Origin of the sequence: Microbacterium arabinogalactanolyticum (genome assembly GCF_030268005.1) — a bacterium.
Taxonomy (GTDB): Bacteria; Actinomycetota; Actinomycetes; order Actinomycetales; family Microbacteriaceae; genus Microbacterium; species Microbacterium arabinogalactanolyticum.
The window spans coordinates 1,204,518-1,225,848 of record NZ_BRZC01000007.1 but is presented as its reverse complement, the minus strand read 5'-3'; the positions used below and the strand labels follow the sequence as shown (position 1 = coordinate 1,225,848).

Annotated in this window: 22 protein-coding genes; 13 read left to right on the top strand and 9 right to left on the bottom strand. The window is 70.2% G+C overall.

The annotated features are described in order from the left end of the window. Window positions 1–30 precede the first annotated feature (30 nt). Window positions 31–951, bottom strand: a complete 921-nt coding sequence (locus MIAR_RS17350; RefSeq protein WP_285638451.1) for a DMT family transporter — start codon at window positions 949–951, stop codon at window positions 31–33. Between the two features lie 263 nt (window positions 952–1,214). Between MIAR_RS17350 and MIAR_RS17345 the strand changes: the two genes are divergently transcribed. Together MIAR_RS17345 and MIAR_RS17340 are read left to right on the top strand one after the other, a co-directional pair. Then, window positions 1,215–1,862 (top strand): ClpP family protease, encoded by a 648-nt coding sequence (locus tag MIAR_RS17345; protein WP_285638449.1) that lies wholly within the window; start codon window positions 1,215–1,217, stop codon window positions 1,860–1,862. Continuing rightward, window positions 1,859–2,446: a ClpP family protease gene (locus MIAR_RS17340; protein ID WP_285638447.1), complete on the top strand. Its 588-nt coding sequence runs from the start codon at window positions 1,859–1,861 to the stop codon at window positions 2,444–2,446. The genes MIAR_RS17345 and MIAR_RS17340 overlap by 4 nt, the downstream gene beginning before the upstream one ends. A 195-nt stretch (window positions 2,447–2,641) precedes the next feature. Here MIAR_RS17340 and MIAR_RS17335 read toward each other — a convergent pair whose 3' ends face one another. After that, window positions 2,642–2,971, bottom strand: a complete 330-nt coding sequence (locus MIAR_RS17335; protein WP_285638445.1) for a helix-turn-helix domain-containing protein — start codon at window positions 2,969–2,971, stop codon at window positions 2,642–2,644. 158 nt (window positions 2,972–3,129) lie between these two features. On the opposite strand from MIAR_RS17335, the gene MIAR_RS17330 reads away from it, so the two are divergent. Then, window positions 3,130–3,771, top strand: coding sequence for an acyl-CoA synthetase (locus tag MIAR_RS17330; protein WP_285638443.1), 642 nt, complete (start codon window positions 3,130–3,132; stop codon window positions 3,769–3,771). Continuing rightward, on the top strand, window positions 3,768–4,151 hold the full coding sequence (locus MIAR_RS17325; RefSeq protein WP_285638441.1) for a hypothetical protein: 384 nt from the start codon (window positions 3,768–3,770) through the stop codon (window positions 4,149–4,151). The genes MIAR_RS17330 and MIAR_RS17325 overlap by 4 nt, the downstream gene beginning before the upstream one ends. Window positions 4,152–4,154: 3 nt before the next feature. Here the strand turns inward: MIAR_RS17325 and MIAR_RS17320 are convergent, their stop codons facing one another. Continuing rightward, complete coding sequence (locus tag MIAR_RS17320; protein ID WP_285638439.1) at window positions 4,155–5,243, bottom strand: PQQ-dependent sugar dehydrogenase; 1,089 nt, start codon at window positions 5,241–5,243, stop codon at window positions 4,155–4,157. A gap of 221 nt (window positions 5,244–5,464) precedes the next feature. Here MIAR_RS17320 and MIAR_RS17315 point away from each other — a divergent pair, with 221 nt between their 5' ends. Further along, complete coding sequence (locus tag MIAR_RS17315; protein WP_285638437.1) at window positions 5,465–6,883, top strand: MFS transporter; 1,419 nt, start codon at window positions 5,465–5,467, stop codon at window positions 6,881–6,883. Window positions 6,884–7,003: 120 nt separating this feature from the next. On the opposite strand, the gene MIAR_RS17310 is transcribed toward MIAR_RS17315, so the two are convergent. The 3 genes from MIAR_RS17310 to MIAR_RS17300 are packed head-to-tail and all read right to left on the bottom strand — an operon-like array spanning window position 7,004 to window position 9,322. Continuing rightward, window positions 7,004–7,372 (bottom strand): DivIVA domain-containing protein, encoded by a 369-nt coding sequence (locus MIAR_RS17310; protein ID WP_285638435.1) that lies wholly within the window; start codon window positions 7,370–7,372, stop codon window positions 7,004–7,006. A 10-nt stretch (window positions 7,373–7,382) separates the two neighbouring features. Next, window positions 7,383–8,780 carry an adenylosuccinate lyase gene (purB, locus tag MIAR_RS17305; protein WP_285638561.1) on the bottom strand — a complete coding sequence of 466 codons (1,398 nt, stop codon included), beginning with the start codon at window positions 8,778–8,780 and terminating at the stop codon, window positions 7,383–7,385. Then, window positions 8,777–9,322 (bottom strand): low molecular weight protein-tyrosine-phosphatase, encoded by a 546-nt coding sequence (locus MIAR_RS17300; RefSeq protein WP_285638433.1) that lies wholly within the window; start codon window positions 9,320–9,322, stop codon window positions 8,777–8,779. Before MIAR_RS17300 ends, purB begins: the two co-directional genes overlap by 4 nt. A gap of 113 nt (window positions 9,323–9,435) precedes the next feature. Here MIAR_RS17300 and MIAR_RS17295 point away from each other — a divergent pair, with 113 nt between their 5' ends. Then, complete coding sequence (locus tag MIAR_RS17295) at window positions 9,436–9,699, top strand: hypothetical protein (RefSeq protein WP_285638431.1); 264 nt, start codon at window positions 9,436–9,438, stop codon at window positions 9,697–9,699. A gap of 8 nt (window positions 9,700–9,707) precedes the next feature. Next, the gene (locus MIAR_RS17290; RefSeq protein WP_285638429.1) at window positions 9,708–11,039 is read left to right on the top strand and encodes an alpha/beta hydrolase; all 1,332 of its coding nucleotides are present in this window, start codon (window positions 9,708–9,710) and stop codon (window positions 11,037–11,039) included. 26 nt (window positions 11,040–11,065) lie between these two features. Here the strand turns inward: MIAR_RS17290 and MIAR_RS17285 are convergent, their stop codons facing one another. Next, window positions 11,066–11,467: a phage holin family protein gene (locus MIAR_RS17285; protein ID WP_285638427.1), complete on the bottom strand. Its 402-nt coding sequence runs from the start codon at window positions 11,465–11,467 to the stop codon at window positions 11,066–11,068. Window positions 11,468–11,606: 139 nt separating this feature from the next. Between MIAR_RS17285 and MIAR_RS17280 the strand changes: the two genes are divergently transcribed. From MIAR_RS17280 to MIAR_RS17255, 6 genes are all read left to right on the top strand, one after another. Then, complete coding sequence (locus MIAR_RS17280; protein WP_285638426.1) at window positions 11,607–12,680, top strand: histidinol-phosphate transaminase; 1,074 nt, start codon at window positions 11,607–11,609, stop codon at window positions 12,678–12,680. Next, window positions 12,677–13,855, top strand: a complete 1,179-nt coding sequence (locus tag MIAR_RS17275) for a MalY/PatB family protein (RefSeq protein WP_285638424.1) — start codon at window positions 12,677–12,679, stop codon at window positions 13,853–13,855. The genes MIAR_RS17280 and MIAR_RS17275 overlap by 4 nt, the downstream gene beginning before the upstream one ends. 87 nt (window positions 13,856–13,942) lie before the next feature. Next, entirely contained in the window at window positions 13,943–15,070 is a 1,128-nt protein-coding gene (locus MIAR_RS17270; protein WP_285638421.1) for a thiamine pyrophosphate-dependent dehydrogenase E1 component subunit alpha, read from the top strand. Beyond that, the gene (locus MIAR_RS17265; protein ID WP_285638419.1) at window positions 15,067–16,047 is read left to right on the top strand and encodes an alpha-ketoacid dehydrogenase subunit beta; all 981 of its coding nucleotides are present in this window, start codon (window positions 15,067–15,069) and stop codon (window positions 16,045–16,047) included. The genes MIAR_RS17270 and MIAR_RS17265 overlap by 4 nt, the downstream gene beginning before the upstream one ends. A 53-nt stretch (window positions 16,048–16,100) precedes the next feature. Then, complete coding sequence (locus MIAR_RS17260; protein ID WP_285638417.1) at window positions 16,101–17,423, top strand: dihydrolipoamide acetyltransferase family protein; 1,323 nt, start codon at window positions 16,101–16,103, stop codon at window positions 17,421–17,423. A 32-nt stretch (window positions 17,424–17,455) separates the two neighbouring features. Then, complete coding sequence (locus MIAR_RS17255) at window positions 17,456–18,031, top strand: DUF1349 domain-containing protein (protein WP_285638415.1); 576 nt, start codon at window positions 17,456–17,458, stop codon at window positions 18,029–18,031. Between the two features lie 45 nt (window positions 18,032–18,076). On the opposite strand, the gene MIAR_RS17250 is transcribed toward MIAR_RS17255, so the two are convergent. Together MIAR_RS17250 and MIAR_RS17245 are read right to left on the bottom strand one after the other, a co-directional pair. Continuing rightward, entirely contained in the window at window positions 18,077–18,301 is a 225-nt protein-coding gene (locus MIAR_RS17250) for a hypothetical protein (RefSeq protein WP_285638413.1), read from the bottom strand. 127 nt (window positions 18,302–18,428) lie between these two features. Then, complete coding sequence (locus MIAR_RS17245; RefSeq protein ID WP_285638411.1) at window positions 18,429–21,224, bottom strand: PIG-L family deacetylase; 2,796 nt, start codon at window positions 21,222–21,224, stop codon at window positions 18,429–18,431. Window positions 21,225–21,331: the final 107 nt, after the last annotated feature.

Sequence of the window (21,331 nt, the reverse complement as noted above, 5' to 3'; positions counted from 1 at the left end):
CTCCATCTTCGACCCGAAGAGCGGGGGAGTTCACCCCCGAATGGGGGTATGGCCTTCTCCGGATCCGCCCCGGCTGCGGCGCCGCACGATCCGCAGCTCGCTGGCGAGGATGCCCAGCACCACCAGCAGGCCGCCCACCAGCGCGGCCGCGGGCAGGCGCTCCCCGGCGATGCGCCCGATCACGGCGGCCCACACCGGCTCGCCCGAGTAGATGATGGTGGCGCGCGTGGGGGAGACCGACTTCTGCGCCCAGTTCATCGTCAGCTGAATGATGCAGCTCGCGATGCCCAGGCCGACGCCGGCGATCACCCACGCCCAGTCGAAGGCGGGGAGGCTCTCGCCGACGAAGGGCATGGTCGCGAGCCCCAGCAGGCCCGCGGTGAGCAGCTGCACGATGGTGATGCGCCCCAGGTCGACGCGACCGGCGAACACGCTGATGAGGATGATCTCGCCGACGATCGGGATGGTGCTGATCAGCGTCACCGTCTCGCCGACGCCCAGCGACAGCGAGAACGCGTCCGGCCCGGCGATCAGCAGCAGTCCGACGAAGGCGAGACCTGCGCCGAGGAAGGCCATGGCGGGCGGGCGCTTGCGGAAGAAGATCCACTGCGCGAACGGCACCATCGGCACGTACAGCGCCGTGAGGAACGCCGAGGTGCTGCTGTTGATGGTCTGCAGGCCCAGGGTCTGCAGGCCGTAGCCGCCGTAGATCATCACGCCGATCGAGGCCCCCGCGGCGATGTCGGTCCAGCGCATCCCGCGCAGCGAGTGGCGGAAGATCAGGATGCTGACCAGCCCGGCCACGAGGAACCGCAGACCCACGAAGAACCAGGGATCGGAGTGCTGCATCGCCCAGTGCACGAGCAGGAACGTGCTGCCCCAGACCGCCGTGATGGCGATGAGGGCGAGTTCCTGCGGGCGCAGCCGCATCCAGCGGAGATTCGAGGGCACAGCCGATTCTCCCGCATCCGGGAGGCGTGCAGACGCGGGAACGGATGCACGATCCGGGAACGGATGCACGGTCGATCCCGCGATCCGGTCGTGCAGGTGTTCCCGGATCGTGCAGGTGTTCCTCGGATGCCGGGATCGCGGGGCGGATGCTGAGGATCTCGGGCATCCGATGCTCCGCCGGGCATCCGCTGCTCCGCCCACGGCGGATCCGCCCGGGGCGGATACCCGCGACAGCGGTGTCCCGCCCGGCGCACGCTGGAGCCATGACCGATGACAAGCCCATCCCGCAGTTCGGCGCCGAGGCGCGCCGCGCGCTGTTCCACGAGCGCGTCCTCGTGCTCGACGGACCGCTCGACGACGACAACGGCACCCTGCTCATGACCCAGCTGCTCAGCCTCGCCGCCGAGGATCCGGCCGCCGACATCGCACTCTGGATCCACTCGCCGGGCGGGTCGGTGCCGGCCATGCTCGGCATCCGCGACATCATCCACGCGATCCCCAACGACGTCGCGACCGTCGCACTGGGGCTCGCCTGCAGCGCCGGCCAGTTCCTGCTCTCGGCAGGCACGAAGGGCAAGCGGCGGGCGCTGGCGCACTCCCGCATCCTGCTGCATCAGGGGTCGTCGGGCATCGGCGGTTCCGCGGTCGAGATCGAGGTGCAGGCCGACGACCTGCGGCACATGCGCGACACCGTGATCGGCCTGATCTCCGACGACACCGGGCAGCCGCGCGAGCGCGTGTTCGAGGACTCGCTGCACGACCACTGGTACACCGCGGACGAGGCGCTGGAGTACGGCTTCATCGATGGCGTCGTCACCTCGCTCGCCGACGTGTTCCCGCGGCGCCGGGCGCGGATCGGACTCGGCGCTGACGGCGCCGATGCGGTCGTTGCGAAGGAGGAGTCGCGATGAGCGGCTACACGATCCCGAACGTCATCGCCCAGAACCCGCGCGGCGACCGGATCATGGACGTCTACTCGCATCTGCTCTCGGAGCGGATCGTCTACCTCGGCACCGAGGTGGATGCCGGCGTCGCGAACACGATCATCGCCCAGCTGCTGCACCTGGACGCGGACAGCCCCGACAGCGACGTGCAGCTCTCGGTGAACTGCGCTGGGGGAGACCCGAGCGCGGCTCTCGCGATCTACGACACGATGCAGCACATCCGCCCGCGGGTCACGACCACGTGCGTGGGCCAGGCGATCGGGGTCGGAGCGCTGCTCGTGGCAGCCGGCGCCCCCGGCATGCGATCCGCGCTCCCGCACTCACGCATCGTCCTGCATCAGCCGGCGGCGCAGACCCGCGGGGCCGTGCCCGACCTGATCCTCGCCGCAGACGAGGTGGTGCGCGTGCGCTCCGAGATGGAGCAGGTGCTCGCGCATCACACGGGGCGCACCGTCGAGGCGCTGCGTGCCGACACCGACCGCGACCGGGTCTTCACCGCGCAGACGGCGCTGGAGTACGGCCTGATCGACCAGGTGCTCGCGCCGCGCTGATCCCATCCGCCGGGTCCTGGTGATGACCTGCGGCCGGGTGCGGATGCACGATCCGGGAACGGATGCACGACGGGAACGCCCCGATCGTCGTGCATCCGTTCCCGCGCCGTGCAGGTGTCCCTGCGGGCGTGGAGCCGCGACCGCGACGGACCGGGATCGGGGATGCCGCGGATGCCCGGCGTGCGGCCGGATGCCTCAGGCGGCGAGGGCGAACGCCCCACCGGTGGCCGGCTGCGCGGCGGGCTCGGCGGGCCGGAGGCCCTGCGCGACCGCGCTGGTGAGTTCGAGCAGCGAGGAGTCCAGTGCGCCGGCGACCGCCGCGATCATCTCGCTCGACGGCTCCTTCAGGCCCCGTTCCATCTCCGACAGGTACTGCGGCGAGACGCCGGCGGCCTCCGCTGTCTCGGTCAGGGTGTCACCGCGTTCGTGGCGCAGCCGGCGCAGCTCGGCGCCGAGCAGCTCGCGCCACAACGGCTCGGGCTGACGAGGGGTGCGGGGCGAGCGGAACGGAAGGATCGAGGCCATGGCCCACGGTAGGCACGGGCGCCGACGAGGATCCACCTCTTCCGCCCACAGCAGAATGCGGAGGCGGTGCACGGATGGCCGGTCCCCTCCGCGCCCGTGACGGGTGGGCTCATAGCCTCCCGGCGTAGACTGGCAGGGCCACCGATCCGAGGACTGTCATGCCCGCCGCCACCCGCACTTTCACTGCACGCCACGTGCAGCTGACCCGTGCCGCCCTGGCGGCTGTGGCCGCCGTCATGATCACCTTCTCGCCCGACCACTCGGCATTCGTCGGGCTGGCGGTGTTCGCCGGATTCGCGCTCTCCACTGGTCTCGTTCACCTGCTCGCGGCGATCATCGTGCATCCCAGCGGCCACCGCTGGCCGTCTGTCATCATCGCCGCCGTCTCGTTCGCGGCGGGGATGTTCGGGGGCATTCCGGGGCTGCGCTCCGAGGGCCTGTTCTTCACCCTCGTGATCGCCTGGGCTGCGGCCACCGGACTCGTCGAGCTCATCGCGGGCATCCGCTCCAAGGGCACCGACGGCGCCCGGGATGCGATGCTCGTCGGCAGCCTCGGGCTGCTGCTCGCCCTGCTGCTGGCGCTGGTGCCGGCCGGGTTCGTGCAGGAGTCGGTGCTCGCCGGCGGTGTCACCTCTACTCTGACCAGCATCATCATCGGCGTGGGGCTGTTCGGCGGCTATGCCGCCATCGTCGCGGTCTTCCTCGGCATCGCGGGGCTCACCCCCGGCACGAAGAAGACGGCGGATGCCGAGACCGGCACCGACGCGGACCGTCTGGCCGAACATGGAGGACACGCATGACCGACCAGAAGCCGACGCGACGCGAGATCCTGCGCCCGCTGCACCTGCTGGGCATCGCCCTGGCATGCGGCGTCTTCGCGGCGCTGGTCACGATCTTCTCCACCGGCGGATTCACCGCGCGCGTGAACAGCGCCATCGCGAACGGCACGTATCGCGACCTCCCGCCGTTCACCCTCGGCCTCGTCGTGGGTGGGATCTGCTTCATCGTCACGCTGCTGGTGCTCGCGATGCTGATGCTCGCCGTGAACCCTGCCGATGTCACCAAGACCATCGACAAGCCGGTGCTCCTCGACCCCAAGCAGAAGAAGTCCCGTGGGGGCGATGCGGGGGCGGATGCCGGGATCGACGGCACCGAGAAGCCCGGCGCCTCCGGCGCCTGAGGCTCAGCCCTCGACGAAGGCCGGCTGCACGAGCCGGTCATCGCCCTCCCGCGGCTGACCCCGCCCGTCGGTGTTGTTCGTCAGCAGCCAGAGCCTGCCACCCGGACCCGCCGCGACGTCCCGCACCCGCCCGTACTCCTCGGTAAACCGCGCCCGCCAGGGTTCGGTCTCCGGATGCGACGGGTCGAACGCCCACACCCGCTCACCGCGGAGCGCCGCGATGAACAGTGTGCCGTCCACCATCGCGATGCCGCTGGGGCTGGCATCCGCCGGCTTCCACACGGCGATCGGATCGATGGCATCCGCGGCCCCCGCCTTGCCCTCGTGGTCCGGCCAGCCGTAGTCGCCGCCCGCCTCGATGCGGTTCAGCTCGTCCCAGGTGTCCTGTCCGAACTCGCTCGCCCACAGGGCGCCGCTGTCGTCCCACGCGAGGCCCTGCACGTTGCGGTGCCCGATGGAGTACACCGCAGTGCCGAACGGGTTCCCGGGTGCGGGCTCGCCATCGGGTGTGACCCGCAGGATCTTGCCGCCCAGGTATGCGCGGTCCCGGGCGCGCTCGCGCTGTCCGGCGTCGCCGGTACCGATGTACAGCATCCCGTCCGGGCCGAACGCGATGCGCCCGCCGTCGTGGTTGGCCGCGCGCGGGATGCCCGTGACCACGTCCTCGACCTGGCCGGTGTCCAGGCTCAGTGATCCCGGCTCCCCGCTGAGCGGCATCCGCACCACCCGGTTGTCCTCCTCCGTCGCGTGGTACGCGTAGAGCCATCGGATGCCGTCGATCTCCCGCACCGCCAGGCCGTTCAACCCCGCCTCGCCGCCGGACACGACACCGGGCACGGTGCCTGCCGTGCGCAGTTGGCCGGAGGCGGTGACCTCGAGCACCTTCCCGTCGCCGCGCTGCGAGATGAGGGCGCCGCCGTCGTCGAGCACCACGATCGACCAGGGTGCCTGCAGGCCCGTGGCCAGGGTGCTCGAGCCTTCCGAAGACGACGGCGACGGTGTCGAGGACACCGTGCAGCCCGCGAGGGCGAGCATCGCGGCGACGCCCGCGGTCGCGACGGCGAGGCGTGCGGAGCGGTGATCCCTGCGCATGTCCGCCTCCTCGCATCCGATGTCCTCCAGCATCCCCGAGTCCATGGCGATCCGCCATAGCGACGGTTGTGTCGCGACGACGTCGAGTGCACCGGGTCCCGTCGGGTGCACCACGTGTTCGCGGGGCCGGGCGGTGCACTCGGCGAGAATCGGTGCACTCGGCAGGCTCCCACCAGCGCGACATCGGGAATACCGGGCATGGGGGCAGACTTGACCCTGTTATGACCGCCTCTGTCGATCGCGCCACCGTCGGACTGCGATCCGAGCGCGGACCCGTCCTCGGTGCGCTCATGCTCGCCACCGGGCTCATCGCGATCGATGCGACCATCCTCGCCACCGCGGTGCCCAGCATCGTGCGCGACCTCGGCGGGTACACGCAGTTCCCCTGGCTGTTCTCGGTCTACCTGCTCGCGCAGGCCGTGAGCGTGCCGATCTACGCGAAGTTCGCTGACATGCTCGGGCGCAAGCCGATCATCCTGCTCGGCATCGCGCTGTTCCTGCTCGGCTCCGTGCTGTGCGGGTTCGCCGGCAGCATGCTGTGGCTGATCATCTTCCGCATCGTGCAGGGACTGGGCGCCGGCGCGGTCGGACCCATGTCGATGACGATCGTGGGTGACATCTACACGGTTCCCGAGCGCGCCAAGGTGCAGGGCTACCTCGCCAGCGTGTGGGCCATCGCCTCGGTCGTGGGACCGGCGCTCGGCGGCATCTTCGCCCAGTTGGATGCCTGGCGGTGGATCTTCTTCGTGAACATCCCGCTGTGCGCGCTCGCCGGATGGATGCTGGTGCGCCGCTACCACGAGGAGAAGCAGCCCCGTCGGCACCGCATCGACTTCGGCGGTGCCGCCCTGCTCACGATCGGTCTCACCGGCATCATCCTCGGGCTGCTCGAGGGTGACAGCGCGTGGGCGTGGGTCTCGGTGCCGAGCGCGATCTGCTTCGGCGGGGGAGCGGTGGCGCTGGTGATCTTCGCGTTCGTGGAGCGCAGGGCGTCCGAGCCGATCATCGACTTCTCCCTTATCGGACGGCGCCTGATCCTCAGCACGACGATCGTGTCGTTCGGGATCGGCGCGCTGCTGATCGGCGTCACGAGCTTCGCGCCCGCCTACCTGGAGGGTTCGCTCGGCATCGCCCCGCTGCTCTCCGGTCTCGCCGTCGCGGCTCTCACGCTGGGGTGGCCGCTCGCCGCGGCGAACGTCGGGCACCTGTACCTGCGCATCGGATTCCGCCGCACCGCCCTGATCGGCATGTGCACGGCGACGATCGCGGCGATCGGGCTGGCGGTCAGCGGGCCCTGGCCCAACGTGTACCTGCTGGCGGGTATCGCGTTCGTGCTCGGCTTCGGACTGGGGTGGGCGTCCGCACCGGTGCTGATCGCCGCGCAGGCGTCGGTCGGCTGGGGCGAGCGCGGCGCCGTGACCGGGATGAACACGTTCGCCCGTTCAGCGGGCAGCGCGGTCGGGGTGGCCGTGCTCGGTGCGATCTCGAACGCCGTCATCGCGCAGGGCGCGGGCCCTCAGGATCCGGCGACGATCATCTCGGCATCCACCTGGGTGTTCATCGGCGCGGCGGTGACCGCCGCGATCACGCTCGTCGCCCTGCTCTTCATGCCGCGGGATCCGGTCGCCGTCGACGCCTGAGCCGTGCGGGGGACGCGGCGTGGATCAGAAATGCTTCCGCCATCGCGCGCAGGGGTGCATTTCTGATCCGGCCTGAGGGTGGGGAGGCGTTTCTGATCCGTGCTGCGCGTGCAGTGTGCCTCAGGCCTCGCCGCGCTTGTCGCGGAGCTCCTGCTGCGCCCTCTCGAGCATCCCGCGCACCTGGCGCTCGTCCTGCCGCTCCTGGTCGGCCTGGAGCTGTGCGCCGGGCTCGTACTCGCGCAGCTGCACCGCGACGCGATCGAGCAGATCGTCGACGGCGTCCGCGTCGTAGCCGGCGGCGAAGAGTGCGACCGACCGGAACTCCTTGTGCACGACGTCATCGGCGTGCAGGGCGGACGGGGTGCCGCCCTCCCAGCACGTCAGTGCGGCGGCCGCCTCGTCGAGGAAGTCGTCGACCTGCGCGACCGCGTACCGGGTTCCGAGGCGCGTCTGCGGAAGCCGTGCCGCGGTGACCTCGAAGGAGCGCATCGACTCGGCGTCAGCGTGCGAGCTGCTCGGCGATGCCCGTGTAGGTGGCCGGGGTCAGCGTGAGCAGGCGCTGCTTCGCGGCATCCCCGATCTCCAGCTTCTCGACGAACTCCGCCAGCTCGGCCGCACCGACACGGTGTCCGCGGGTGAGGTCCTTCAGCAGGGCGTAGGGGTCGGTGATGGTGGAGCGGCCGGCGACGACCTCCGCACGGATCACGGTCTGGATGGCCTCGGCGAGGACCTCCCAGTTGTGGTCGAGATCGTCCAGCAGCACGTCGCGCGACAGCGAGATCGCGTCCAGACCGCGGCGCAGGTTGTCCAGCGCGAGCAGCGAGTGGCCGAAGGCGACGCCGATGTTGCGCTGCGTGGTCGAGTCGGTCAGGTCGCGCTGCATCCGCGAGGTGACCAGTGTCTGCGACAGCGAGTTCAGCAGCGCACCGGACAGCTCGAGGTTCGCCTCGGCGTTCTCGAACCGGATCGGGTTGATCTTGTGCGGCATGGTCGACGATCCGGTCGCACCGGCGACGGGGATCTGCGCGAAGTAGCCCAGCGAGATGTACGTCCAGATGTCGGTGGCGAGGTTGTGCAGGATGCCGCCGGCGTGACGCACGTGGTCGTACAGCTCGACCTGCCAGTCGTGCGACTCGATCTGGGTGGTGAGGACATTGAAGTCGATGCCCAGACCCTCGATGTACTCGCGCGAGATCGTCGGCCAGTCGGCGTCGGGGTCGGCGGAGAGGTGCGCCGACCAGGTGCCGGTCGCGCCGGAGAACTTCGCCAGGTACTCGGATGCCGCGATGCGGCCGCGCACGCGCTCCAGGCGCCATGCGAAGACGGCGAGCTCCTTGCCCATGGTCGACGGCGTGGCCGGCTGTCCGTGCGTGCGGGAGAGCATCGCGGCATCCGCGTGCTCCACGGCCAGCTCACGGAGCTTGGCGATCACCGAGTCCAGCGCAGGCAGCCACACGCCCTCGACGGCGCGCTTGACGGTCAGCGCGTAGGACGCGGAGTTGATGTCCTCGCTGGTGCACGCGAAGTGCGTGAGCTCGGCGATGGCGTCCAGGCCCAGCGTCGCCAGGCGGTCGCGCACCAGGTACTCGACGGCCTTCACATCGTGACGGGTGACGGCCTCCTTCTCGGCGAGCCAGTCGATCTCGGCCTGCCCGAAGTCGCGGTACAGCGCGCGCAGGCGCTCCTTGTCGGCATCCGACAGGGGAGTGGTGCCGAACAGCGAGCGATCGGTGAGGGCGATCAGCCACTCGACCTCGACCTCGACACGGGCGCGGTTGAGCCCGGCCTCGGAGAGGAAGTCGGCGAGCCCGGAGACGGAGGCGCGGTACCGGCCGTCCAGGGGGCTGAGCGGCTGGGCCGGAAGAGGAGGGGCGGGGAGAGCGGGCTGAGAAGTCAGGGGAGATCCTCCTGATCGGGGCTCCGCAGCGGGCGGAGCGTCGTACGAGGGGCGCGCACAGCCGGTTCGAGCTGCGAGAAGAGGCCACGCGTCGCGGTCTCAATCATAGCCAGCACCGAATCGAACATCGCCGGGCCCGCGTAGTACGGGTCGGGCACGTCCATGCTCGAGGCATGCGGGTCGAAGGCGCGCAGCAGGGTGACCTTGCCCTCGTCGTCGTCGGTGCGCGCCCAGGCCTTGAGAATGCGCTCATGCGTGCGATCCAGGGCGACGATCAGGTCGTTCTCCGCGAAGGATGCTGCGCTGAACTGCTTCGCCCGATGGGCCGAGCCGTCATAGCCGCGTCGGGACAGGGACTCCAGGGTGCGCTGGTCGGCGCGCTCGCCGAGATGCCAGTCGCCGGTGCCTGCGCTGCGGGAGAGCACGCGCGTGCCGAGGCCGCGCTGCTCGGCGAGCGCGCGGAGCACCACCTCGGCCATCGGGGATCGGCAGATGTTGCCCGTGCAGACGAAGATGACGCGGAAGGGATCCGAGTCGGTCATGCGTCCATTCTGCCGGTATCGACTTCTCTCCCCAATCGTCAGGCAGGGGGAGTTGTCCACAGCGGGTGGGTTTCCGGCCGGAGCGGATGCCCGTCGGCACGCACCCTGGAGGCATGCAGACGATCACAGCGGCCGAGGGCCTGGCGAGCGAAGACCTGTGGGCGGTGTTCTCGGCGCTCAGGCTTCTCGACGACGCGACGGAGGCGGTGGGGGACGCCGCGATCGAGGCGGGGCGGCTCGTCGACGACGCGCGATGGGAGAACCAGGGCGTCCGGGCCCTGCGATGGGCTCTGGCGGATCTGTGCTCCGGGCTACGGGATGAGTGCGATGAACTGAGGTTCCTGCGTGATCAGATCGCACGGACGGCGCTGGCATGAGCGGCGGCGTGAACATCACATCGGGCGGTGCGATCAGTGTCGATTCGGAGGCGTTCCGCGGTATCGGCGAGCGCCTGGAGACACTCTCGTGGGAGCTCGTCCGCGCGCTCGACATCGTCCGGCGCACCCAGCACGTGCTGGAGTCGGTGTCGGAGCCATCCCTGCGCATACGGCTTGCCGAGTTGGCCTCCCGCGAGCACCGCCTGGAGGTGCACGCGGGGGACGCGGGGAAGGCGGCGACCGGCACTCTTCTCATGGCCGATGTCTTTGAACTGGTCGAGCTGCGGGCGCAGCAGGAAGCACTCGGAGTGGGCGAGTCAGCCGAGGAGAAGGTGCTGCAGGACCGCATCGACGCGCTGATCGCCTCGTACCCCGATGTCGAGATGAGAGCGGATCAGCTCGTTGCCGCGTGGGAAGGAGGCCGGTTCGAGGGCCTGACAGACCAGTCCTGGGACGACGCGCTCGCCGCGGTCGGCGTGTTGGGTGCCGTGGTGTCGCCGGCGTTCTACATCTTCCTCACGCCCTGGCTGACGTCGCGGCCGGTGGGTTCGACGATGGGGTTCCTGCGTGATCTCGCGCTGAAGTCCGATCGCGGCCTTCTCCCCGCAGGCACGAGGCTGCAGGGGGACCCACCGCCCGTGAACGTCTCGATGGTCCGGTCGGAGCCGGTCGCTCCGGCCGCGGGGCTGAAGGACATGATGACGCGCGTGCCTTACGAGAGCACGGGGCAGGTGGCGGTGGAGAAGTACACCATGAAGGACGGATCGACCAGGTTCGTCGCCTACATCGACGGCACACGCGAGATGAAACCGGGAACGAAGGAGCCCTGGGACTCCGTCTCGGACTGGGAGATGTACATGGAACGCCGCGATGCGGCCTCTCATGAGGCGACGCTCCAGGCGATCGCCGCCGCTGGTGCGCGGCCGGGCGACAAGGTCGATCTGGTCGGGTACTCGCAGGGCGCGATGATCGCCTCTCACGTCGCGATGGACAGTCCGTACAAGGTCGGCACCGTGATCGTCGCCGGCGATCCTGTGGATCCGGCACTCGCGCCGGATCAGACGCTCATCAGGCTCGAGAACGGCGCCGACCCCGTGAACGGCCTGGCCCTCGGTGGTGCCGCCGGCGGAACGGGGTCCCCCGACAGCTTCACGATCGAGCGGGACGGCACCAGGGAAAGCCCCATCGATCCGCACCTGTACGGGCCGTACGTGGAGACCGCGAGCCAGGCCGACGCCTCGCAGGACCCGCGCATGCGCGCGCTGCGCGAGAGGTACTTCGCCGAACTCGGTGAGGCGGTCTCGGTGGAGCAGATGGAGTTCAGCGCTGAGCGCCCGTGACCGGGCATCCGCCGCACCCTCCCGCCTCAGCTGCGCTGTCGCTTCTTCTGCGGGCGCAGGATCGCACCGAAGACGGCGTTGATGATCGAGATGATGATCGCGGCGACCACGCCCCACCAGAACGACTCGACGCTCAGCCCCCAGCCGAAGCCGCTGGTGATCCAGGCGGTCAGCCACAGCAGGAAGCCGTTCACGATGAACGAGATGAGCCCCAGCGTGAGGATGTAGAGGGGGAACGCGACGACCTTGATGATGGTGCCGATGATCGAGTTCACCAGGGCGAAGATCGCCGCCACGGCGAGCAGGGTGAGCACCAGCTGCAGGGTCTCGCCCGGCGCGAACGGCCGCACGACGACCCCGAGCACGGGGATCAGCGTGACCACCCAGATGGCGAAGGCGTTGATGACGACGCGGATGATGAATCGCATCTGTCGATCGTCCCACGGGATGCGTCGCTGCGGGATGACAGTTCGTCGCAGAATCCGCGACGGCCCGATCCTCAGCTCCGCGCGTCCCCGCCCGAGACGGCCGTCGCCACCTCCGGTTCCGCCTCCTTAGACTGATTCCGTGACCGAGCCCATCCTGCCCCGCATCCGCCCCGAGATCGCCGCCCTGCCGCCGTACCGCCAGGGCAAGCAGGCGGGGGCGAACGCCTTCAAGCTCTCCAGCAACGAGAACCCGTTCGAGCCGCTGCCCTCGGTGCTCGAGGCGCTCACGCACACCACGCCGATCAACCGCTACCCCGACGCCACCGCCGGGGCGCTGCGCGCCCGCCTGGGCGAGAAGTTCGGTGTCGACGCCGACGCCGTGCACGTGGCATCCGGTTCCGTCTCGATCCTGCACCAGCTCGTGCTCGGCACCTCGTCGGTCGGCGACGAGGTCATCTACGCCTGGCGCTCCTTCGAGGCGTACCCCAGCCTTCCGCTGGTCGCCGGCGCCACCGGCATCCAGGTCCCGCTCGCACCCGGCGCACGCCACGACCTCGACGCGATGGCGGATGCCGTCACCGACCGCACCCGCGTGATCATCGTCTGCACGCCGAACAACCCGACCGGCCCGATCGTCACGAGCGCCGAGTTCGCGGCGTTCGTCGAGCGCGTGCCGCAGGACGTGCTGATCATCCTCGACGAGGCCTACGCCGAGTTCGTCACCGCCCCGGACGCCGTCGACGGTCTCGCCGAGCGCGTGTTCGAGAAGCACCCGAACGTGGTCGTGCTGCGCACCTTCTCCAAGGCCTTCGGCCTCGCCGGCCTGCGCGTCGGCTACGCGATCGGCCACCCCCGCGTGCTCGACGCGGCCCGCACCACCGGCATCCCGCTGTCGGTCACCAGCGCCGCCGAGCGCGCCGCCATCGCCAGCCTCGACGCCGAGGCGGAGCTGCGCGAGCGCGTCTCCGTGATCGTCGAGCGCCGCACCCGCCTGATCGCCGGCCTCCGCGCGCAGGGCTGGGACGTGCCGGACAGCCAGGCCAACTTCGTGTGGCTGCCCTCGGGCGAGCGCACCGATGAGGTCGCCGCGGCGTTCGACGCCGCCGACCTGATCGTGCGGCCGTTCTCGGGCGACGGAATCCGCATCTCCGTCGGCGAGGAGGAATCGCTCGACAAGGTGCTCGCCGTGGCCGCGGCGCAGGTGCGTGCATGACGTACGACTTCGAGACGGTCGTCGACCGGACCGGCACCGGTGCGTCCAAGTGGCAGCACATGCTGACCGCGAATCCGGACGTGCCTGCGGGCATCTCGCCGTTCTCGGTCGCCGACCTCGATCTGAAGCTCGCCCCTGAGATCCTCGACGGGCTGCGCGACCACCTCGGCGACGTCGTCCTCGGCTACACGGTCGCGACCGATGACTACTGGGATGCCGTGACCGGATGGTTCCAGCGGCGCCACGACTGGACGGTCGATCGCGAGCAGATCGTGCTGGCGCCGGGCGTGGTCCCCGCGTTCAACACCGCCGTGCGTGCCGTGACCGCGCCCGGTGACGGCGTGATCGTGCAGACCCCGGCGTACTACCCGTTCTTCGGCGCGATCGAGGGGAACGACCGCGTCGTCGTGCGCAACCCGCTCGTGCTGCAGGACGGCCGCTGGCGCTTCGACCTCGACGACCTCGCCGCGAAGGCCGCTGACCCGCGCACCACCGCGCTGCTGTTCTGCAGCCCGCACAACCCCACCGGCCGGGTGTGGGAGCGCGAGGAGCTCGAGGCCGTCTGGCGCATCGCCCGCGACCACGACCTCACCGTCATCAGCGACGAGATCCACTTCGACCTGCTGATGCCCGGCATCCGGCACACCGTCTTCTCCACGCTGAACGAGGATGCCGCCGCGCGCACGATCGTGTGCACCGCTCCCAGCAAGACGTTCAACCTCGCAGGCATGGCGACCAGCAACATCGTCATCCCGAATCCCGAGCTGCGCGAGAAGTACACCGCAGAGCAGAGCCGCACCGGATTCTTCACGCTGAACGCCCTGGGATTCCAGGCGTGCCGGCTGGCGTACACGAAGGCGGAGGGCTGGCTCGACGGCCTGATCGACCTGGTGCACGGCAACCATGAGCTGGTGCGGTCGTTCCTCGCCGAGCGGATGCCCGAGGTCACCGTCTACGACCTGGAGGGCACCTACCTGCAGTGGATGGACTTCCGCGGGCTGGACTGCACTCACGAGGAGCTCAAGCGCATCCACGAGCAGGAGGCGCTGGTGTTCTTCGACGAGGGCGCCATGTTCGGCCCCGAGGGCGAGGGGTTCGAACGCATGAACCTCGCCGCCCCGCGGCATGCGATCGCCGCGGCGCTGGAGAGGCTCGCGCAGGCCCACGGGCGCTGAGCGCGCGCATTTATCCAGATCCCGGCCACTTACTAGGGCCCCCGAACTATGCGTGACGGGGCATGCCGACGTGGGTAGCGTGGAGCCGTGACCACGACCGAAGCACCCCTCGTTCGCGTCCTGGAAGCGGATGGATCATTCGCTCCGTCGCCGGCATCCGAGCAGTACCTGCCGCTCATCGACGCCCTGACCGACGCCGAGCTCGAGCAGTTCTACCGCGACATGGTGATCATCCGCGCCATCGACACCCAGGCCACCAACCTGCAGCGGCAGGGCCAGCTGGCCCTCTGGCCGCCGAGCCGCGGGCAGGAGGCGGCCCAGGTCGGCTCGGCCCACGCCGCGCGCCGGCAGGACACGATCTTCCCGTCGTACCGGGAGCACGTCGTCACCCGCATCCGCGGCGTCGACCCCGTCGACATCATCAAGCTGATGCGCGGCCTCTCGCACGGCGGCTGGGATCCGACGGACCCGAAGAACGGCAACACCCGCATCTACACTCTGGTGCTGGGCTCGCAGACGCTGCACGCCGCGGGCTACGGCATGGGCCTCGCCTTCGACGGCAAGACCGGCTCCGGCGATCCGGAGCGCGACGAGGCCGTCGTGGTCTACTACGGCGACGGCGCCTCCAGCCAGGGCGACGTGCACGAGGCGATGGTGTTCGCGGCCAGCTACGACGCCCCCGTGCTGTTCTTCCTGCAGAACAACCACTGGGCGATCTCTGTGCCCGTCGAGACCCAGTCCAAGGTGCCCCTGGTCGGGCGCGGCGCCGGCTACGGCATCCCCTCGGTCCGCGTCGACGGCAACGACGTGCTCGCCAGCTACGCGGTCTCCCGCGCCCTGCTCGACGAGGCGCGCGCCGGGCTCGGCCCGCGCGCGATCGAGGCGGTCACGTACCGGATGGGCGCGCACACCACCAGCGACGACCCCACCAAGTACCGCGGCTCCGACGAGGAGCAGCGCTGGGCGCAGCGCGACCCGATCGAGCGCATGCGCGCGTTCCTGCTGGGGCGTGGCGCCGGCGAATCGTTCTTCGCCGGGGTGGATGCCGAGGCCGCGGATGCTGCCGAGGATCTGCGCGCTCGCACCGTGGAGCTCCCCGCGCCGGGACGCGGGGCGATCTTCGACCACGTGTACAGCGAACCGCATCCGCTGATCGCCGAGCAGAAGGCGTGGCTGGAGCAGTACGAGGCATCCTTCGAGGGAGGCGCAGCATGACCCTGGAGACCATGCCCTTCTCGAAGGCGCTCAACGCCGGGCTGCGCAAGGCGCTCGAGAACGACCCGCGCGTGCTGCTCATGGGCGAGGACATCGGAAAGCTCGGCGGCGTCTTCCGGGTGACCGAGGGCCTGCAGCGCGACTTCGGCGACCGGCGCGTGCTCGACACCCCTCTCGCCGAGTCCGGCATCGTCGGCACGGCGATCGGCCTGGCCATGGCCGGTTTCCGACCGGTGTGCGAGATCCAGTTCGACGGCTTCGTGTTCCCCGCCTTCGACCAGATCACCTCGCAGCTCGCGAAGATGACCAACCGGCACGAGGGTGCGCTGTCGATGCCGATCGTCATCCGCATCCCCTACGGTGGGCACATCGGCGCGGTGGAGCACCACCAGGAGAGCCCCGAGGCGTACTTCACGCACACCCCGGGCCTGCGGGTGGTGTCGCCCTCCACGCCGAACGACGCCTACTGGATGATCCAGGAGGCCATCGCGTCGAACGACCCGGTGATCTTCATGGAGCCCAAGAGCCGCTACTGGCCCAAGGGCGAGGTGGATCTCTCCGGCTCCGCGCTTCCGCTGCACGCCTCGCGGATCGTGCGCCGCGGCACGGATGTCACCCTCGTCGGGCACGGTGCGATGGTCACGACCCTGCTGCAGGCCGCAGCGCTCGCCGAAGCTGAGGGCACCAGCTGCGAGGTCGTCGACGTGCGCTCGCTCTCGCCGGTCGACTACGGTCCCATCCTCGACTCGGTGCGCTCCACCGGACGCATGGTCTACGCGCAGGAGGCGCCCGGCTTCACGAGCCTGGGCAGCGAGATCGCCGCGACCGTGCAGGAGCGCGCGTTCTACGCCCTCGAAGCCCCGGTGCTGCGCGTCTCGGGCTTCGACACGCCCTTCCCGCCCGCGAAGCTCGAGGGCGTCTACCTGCCGGATGCCGACCGCATCCTCGAAGCCGTCGATCGCTCGCTGGCCTACTGAACGCTGCCCGGGGCACTGAGCCTGTCGAAGTGCCCCGGAGTACGGAGGAAACCATGACCACCCAGACCTTCACCCTTCCCGACGTCGGCGAGGGCCTTACCGAGGCCGAGATCGTCACCTGGAAGGTCGCGCCCGGCGACACCGTCGCGATCAACGACGTGATCTGCGAGATCGAGACCGCCAAGTCGCTCGTCGAGCTGCCCTCGCCGCACGCCGGGACGGTCGGAGAGATCCTCGTCGCCGAAGGCGTCACGGTCGAGGTCGGGTCGCCGATCATCACCTTCGTCACGGATGCTGCGGGTGCCGCGCCCGCGACTGCGCCCGCAGCCCCCGCCGCGGATGAGGGCAGCGGCTCGGTGCTCGTCGGCTACGGCAGCGGGGGAGGCGCGACCTCCCGCAGGCGCAAGCCCGCCGAACGCCCGGTGCGCTCCTCCGTCGGCGTGATCGCCAAGCCGCCGATCCGCAAGCTCGCGCGCGACCTCGGGGTCGAGCTGACCGAGGTCACACCCACCGGCGCCGACGGAGAGGTCACCCGCGACGACGTCGTGAAGCACGCCGAGCAGGCCAGCGTCTTCCGCAACATCCAGACCCCGGAGTGGGGCGACGTGCGCGAGGAGACCGTGCCCGCCCCGGCATCCGCTCCGGTCGGCCTCGCCCGCGGCATCCGTCCCGACGACCGGACCGAATCGATCCCGGTCAAGGGCGTGCGCAAGGCGACCAGCTCGGCCATGGTGCAGAGCGCGTACTCCGCGCCGCACGTGACGGTGTGGAAGGAGGTCGACGCGACCCGCACGATGGAGCTCGTCAAGCGCCTGAAGGCGTCGCCCGACTTCGCCGACATCCGCGTCTCGCCGCTGCTGATCATGGCCCGCGCCGTGATCTGGGCCGCGCGCCGCACCCCGATGGTGAACGCGGCCTGGGTCGACACGGCCGACGGCGCCGAGATCTCGGTGCGCCACTACGTGAATCTCGGCATCGCGGCGGCCACGCCGCGCGGTCTGCTGGTGCCGAACATCAAGGACGCGCAGGACCTGGGCATGAAGGACCTCGCCCGCGCCCTGAACCGCCTGACTCTCACGGCCCGTGAGGGCAAGACGACCCCGGCCGATCAGCAGGGCGGCACCATCACGATCACGAACATCGGCGTGTTCGGCATGGACGCGGGCACCCCGATCATCAACCCCGGCGAGGCCGGCATCATCGCCATGGGCACCATCGCGCAGAAGCCGTGGGTCGTCGACGGCGAGGTGCGTCCGCGCTGGGTGACCACGGTCGCCGGGTCCTTCGACCATCGTGTGGTCGACGGCGACGGCATGAGCCGGTTCGTCGCCGACGTGGCCTCGATCCTCGAGGAGCCCGCGCTGCTCGTCGACTGATGAGGCGGGACGACACGATCGGAGGAGCAGGAATGGACATCCCCTGGGCCGAAGGCCGCTGGACGCACGCGCCGGTGTCCGCCGTCGAGAGCGGCACCGACCTGCTCGTCACGGCGCAGGAGGGCAGCGACGCCTGGCGCACGACCTCGTACGGGTTCGTACACGACAGCGAGCACGCGCTTCTGGCGCCGTTCGCGCAGGACAGCGCGGTCGAGGTCGAGTTCACGGCGGCGTTCTCCGAGCAGTTCGATCAGGCCGGCGTCTTCATCCGTGCACGCGAGGACCACTGGATCAAGGCCGGCGTCGAGTACGCGGACGGCCGCCCGCAGCTCGGGGCCGTCGTCACCGACGGCATGTCGGACTGGTCGCTCGCCCCGGTGCCCGACTGGCTTGACCGTCGGATCCTCGTCCGGGTGAGCCGCGCCGGCGATGCGCTCACCGTCCGCGCATCCGTCGACGGCGGTGAGCTCCAGCTGGTGCGTGTCGTCCCCTTCCCGCCGGATGCGGTGGCGCAGGCGGGGCCGATGATCTGCGCGCCCACGCGCGCCGGCCTCACGGTGCCCTTCCACGCCTGGCGCGTCACAGAACCGGACGGTGGGCTGCACTAGCGCGCCCCGGCCATTCTGCACCCGGTGCGTCTCCGGGTGCGGATGTCAGTGGCCGGCGCTCGTGCCGTCCTGGGAGGCGTTCGACACATCCAGCAGTCGGCGTTCATCCTCGTCGAGCCAGGTTGCCGCCTTAGGCACGCGGCGCTCGATGCGTGCCTCGTTCCGTGCCTGACGCAGCGCGTGCACGATCGCGAAGCGGATCACCGCGTACACCAGGCCGGCACCGGCGAGGATGTACAGGATCGGAAAGATGATGAGAAGGAATTCCATGTCGGCCCGGCTCTCTGCGGATCAGCGTGTGAGGGCGAGCCTATCTGTCGCGATGGGCGGGCCGGGGTGGATGCGCCGATGCAGAACGCCGCCTCTCTTCACGGGAGGCGGCGTTCCGCGCATCCGGTCAGGCCGATCGGCCGCCCAGCGGGGCCCGGGCGGCGTATACGCCGCTGCTCGTCTCGAACGAGACAGCGAGGACCGGCGAGGCCTTGGTGCCGGTGAGGCTGCTGCCGTCGCCGGTGGCCGCCGTGCGCGCGGAGAACCGCACATCCGAGGCTCCCGATGCCAGCTTCACCTCCGCGCTGCCCAGCACCTGAGCGCCGTCCCACAGGAACACGCGCGCCGTGCCGGCCCGCGGCGTCTGCAGCTTGAGCGTGACGAAACCTCCGGAGATCGAGGACTTCAGCACCTTCAGAGCGTGATCGGCGGGTGAGAACCCGCCGAGCGGCACCTGATCGGCCGCGGACTGCAGGATCGACTGCGGCGACGACACGGACCGTGCCGCGGTGTCGGGGAGGGTGGGCTTCTTCGGCTTCGAGCCGGCGTCCTGGACGCCGTCGAGGGTGATGATGCCCCAGCGCCACGGGTCGGCGCGCATGCCGGGGAACGTCGACCAGCCCACGCGGTTCTGCGCCGCCTTGTTCTGCGTGTCGGAGTCGTTGATCACCACGTTGAAGCCGACGTGCTGCGGGTCGAGGTTGTCGGGCAGCACCGCGAACGGGATCTTCACCTCCATGTCGTAACCCGTGTACTCGGCCGCGGTCGGCGCCATCTTCACCGCGACCTGCATCCCGGGTGCGGTGATCGCAGCCTCGCCCTGCCAGTTGTCGCGGTCGCGGCCGACGCCGGGCGCACCCGTCATCGAGTCCATCGAGGGCATGATTCCCGCGATGAAGGTCTGGGCGGTGTTGCCCGCGGTGCCGCGGGGGTCGAAGTAGATCTCCACCGAGTCCGTGCGGCGCTGGCGCTTGTTGTCCGAGGCGGGCAGGATCGTGCCGCGCACGTCGTCGACGACCGAGATGAACAGGTAGAAGTTCGCGTCGTCATGGGTGATCCACGTCTTCGCGCTGATCGACGGGTTCGTCCCGCCCATCGGGCTGCCGTCCCAGATCGTGTCCACGGGGATCGCCTCGCCGGGGTACTCGCCATCGCCGCGGACGGCGTCGATCACCGGTGCGGATGCTGCGCGCTGCACGGCGAATGTCGGAACGAGGTTCATGGTGACGGCGCGCTCGGCGGTGCCCACCTCGCTGGACGCGGTGACCTTCACGGGCCAGCTGCCCTTGTTGGGCGCGCGGTTCGCGGTGGGGATCGAGGTGTCGGTGTTGGTCACCTCGAAGCTGACGGTGGTGGTCTGCCCGGCCGCGAGCCCCGAGTACGGCTGCTGGGCGGGCGACGCGGTGAACCCGGCCGGCAGCGTCAGCGAGACGGAACCGGAGCGACTCTGCGCCGAGAAGTTCTCGACGATCACGTCGAGCGTGCGGGTGCGTCCCTGGCCGACGGCGAACAGCTCGGGGACGAGCACGTCGAGCTGCTTCATCCCCAGGCCGTCGGTCCAGGAGCGGAACTCCTGGATCTCGTCGAGCGGGCGGATCGTCGCCTCCACGGCGCCGGCGACGCGCAGCTGCGCGAACGTCGTTCCGCTCGCCGCGCCCGCGGTGAGCGTGGCGTCCACCTTCACCTGGGCGCCGGTGACGGCATCCGCTCCAGCGGTGACCCGGAACGTCGCCTGGTGCGACCGGCCACGGCTCAGCGCGGGCACGTCGACCGCGCCGCCGGCGGACCATCCGGCCGGAGTTCCGAGTGCGAGCCGCCCGGCGGGGAGCTTCGCGTCTGCGGGGGCGGTCACCGTCACCTGGATCTCGACGTCCTGCCCGGCGACGACCTCGAACCGCGCGGGCCGCACGTCGATCAGGGTGCCGAACGGGAGGCCGCCCTCGATCGGCAGGGCGGCGCCGCGCAGCGCCGCGTCGCCGCCGGAGCGCGGGTCGGCGAGCGGCGAGCGGGAGTGGATGACCGTGAACCAGGAGTTCGCGATCTTCGCCGGATCCGTCGTGCCCGGCGCGAACTCGGCCCAGCCCTGCGTGACGTACGCCCAGCGCGCGAGGTCGAGCATCTCCGACCAGCGCTTGCCGTTGCGCTGGCTCGGTGTGCCGTTCCAGCAGCCGAACACGACGTCGGAGGCCACGGTCGGGGTGTAGCCCGCGGCGACGCCGCCCTCGCCCGCCGCACCCGTGCCGTTGGCGCCCGAGCGCAGGATGCGGCGCGGCTGCCAGGGTTCGAAGCCCTCGGCGAAGTGCTCGGGATAGCGCTGCGGGTCGCCGGCGGCGAGGTAGGCCTCGACCGCGAACATGGCGGCCTGCTGATGGTTGCCGTGGTTGCCCTCGACGGCCGACGGGTTCATCGTCACGATGACGTCGGGACGGGTGGCGCGCACGACGCGGACGATGCGGCTGAGCACGGCGGCGCCGTCCCACACCTGATACGACAGTGGCGCGCTCGCCGTGTAGTAGAAGTCGAGGCCGTCGAGGTTGAACACGTTCTCGATGCCGGCGTAGCCGACCGCCTTGCGCTCCTCGGCCTCGCGCATCATGCCGAGGGGCGGACCCTCCTCGAGGCCGACCGCGTTGCCTCCGCCCTCGCCGCGGGTCACGGTGATGACGCCGGCCTTCATGCCCAGGTACTCGTTCCACTGACCGAAGACACCGAGGTTCCCCGCCTCGTCATCGGGGTGGGCGCCGATGAAGAGCACGTTGAGCTTGATCGCGTCGCGCGGGGCGCCCGCGAGCGCCTGCTCAGCGGCGGTGAGCCCCGAGACCTGTGCGCCGGTGAAGGCGGCGGCGATGCCGAAGGCGCCTCCCGCCTTGAACAGGTTCCGGCGTGTCAGGGAGAAGCCGGAGATTTCCTGAAGATCGTTCATTGGGGACCAGACCTTTCACACGGGCGCACCTCGATGTGGCGCTCCATGCCGTCGATGAGAGGGGGAGCAACACTTATTTTCTGAACAGAAATAAGTGTTGCTCCCAT

Bases quoted from the DNA above. Each gene is read 5' to 3' on its own strand.
- MIAR_RS17255 (WP_285638415.1), top strand. From the start codon at position 17,456: ATGGACATCCCCTGGGCCGAAGGCCGCTGGACGCACGCGCCGGTGTCC.
- MIAR_RS17265 (WP_285638419.1), top strand. From the start codon at position 15,067: ATGACCCTGGAGACCATGCCCTTCTCGAAGGCGCTCAACGCCGGGCTG.
- MIAR_RS17325 (WP_285638441.1), top strand. From the start codon at position 3,768: ATGACCGACCAGAAGCCGACGCGACGCGAGATCCTGCGCCCGCTGCAC.
- MIAR_RS17275 (WP_285638424.1), top strand. From the start codon at position 12,677: ATGACGTACGACTTCGAGACGGTCGTCGACCGGACCGGCACCGGTGCG.
- MIAR_RS17335 (WP_285638445.1), bottom strand. From the start codon at position 2,971: ATGGCCTCGATCCTTCCGTTCCGCTCGCCCCGCACCCCTCGTCAGCCC.
- MIAR_RS17320 (WP_285638439.1), bottom strand. From the start codon at position 5,243: ATGCGCAGGGATCACCGCTCCGCACGCCTCGCCGTCGCGACCGCGGGC.
- MIAR_RS17345 (WP_285638449.1), top strand. From the start codon at position 1,215: ATGACCGATGACAAGCCCATCCCGCAGTTCGGCGCCGAGGCGCGCCGC.
- MIAR_RS17295 (WP_285638431.1), top strand. From the start codon at position 9,436: ATGCAGACGATCACAGCGGCCGAGGGCCTGGCGAGCGAAGACCTGTGG.
- MIAR_RS17315 (WP_285638437.1), top strand. From the start codon at position 5,465: ATGACCGCCTCTGTCGATCGCGCCACCGTCGGACTGCGATCCGAGCGC.
- MIAR_RS17310 (WP_285638435.1), bottom strand. From the start codon at position 7,372: ATGCGCTCCTTCGAGGTCACCGCGGCACGGCTTCCGCAGACGCGCCTC.
- MIAR_RS17260 (WP_285638417.1), top strand. From the start codon at position 16,101: ATGACCACCCAGACCTTCACCCTTCCCGACGTCGGCGAGGGCCTTACC.
- MIAR_RS17245 (WP_285638411.1), bottom strand. From the start codon at position 21,224: ATGAACGATCTTCAGGAAATCTCCGGCTTCTCCCTGACACGCCGGAAC.
- MIAR_RS17300 (WP_285638433.1), bottom strand. From the start codon at position 9,322: ATGACCGACTCGGATCCCTTCCGCGTCATCTTCGTCTGCACGGGCAAC.
- MIAR_RS17330 (WP_285638443.1), top strand. From the start codon at position 3,130: ATGCCCGCCGCCACCCGCACTTTCACTGCACGCCACGTGCAGCTGACC.
- MIAR_RS17340 (WP_285638447.1), top strand. From the start codon at position 1,859: ATGAGCGGCTACACGATCCCGAACGTCATCGCCCAGAACCCGCGCGGC.
- MIAR_RS17250 (WP_285638413.1), bottom strand. From the start codon at position 18,301: ATGGAATTCCTTCTCATCATCTTTCCGATCCTGTACATCCTCGCCGGT.
- MIAR_RS17285 (WP_285638427.1), bottom strand. From the start codon at position 11,467: ATGCGATTCATCATCCGCGTCGTCATCAACGCCTTCGCCATCTGGGTG.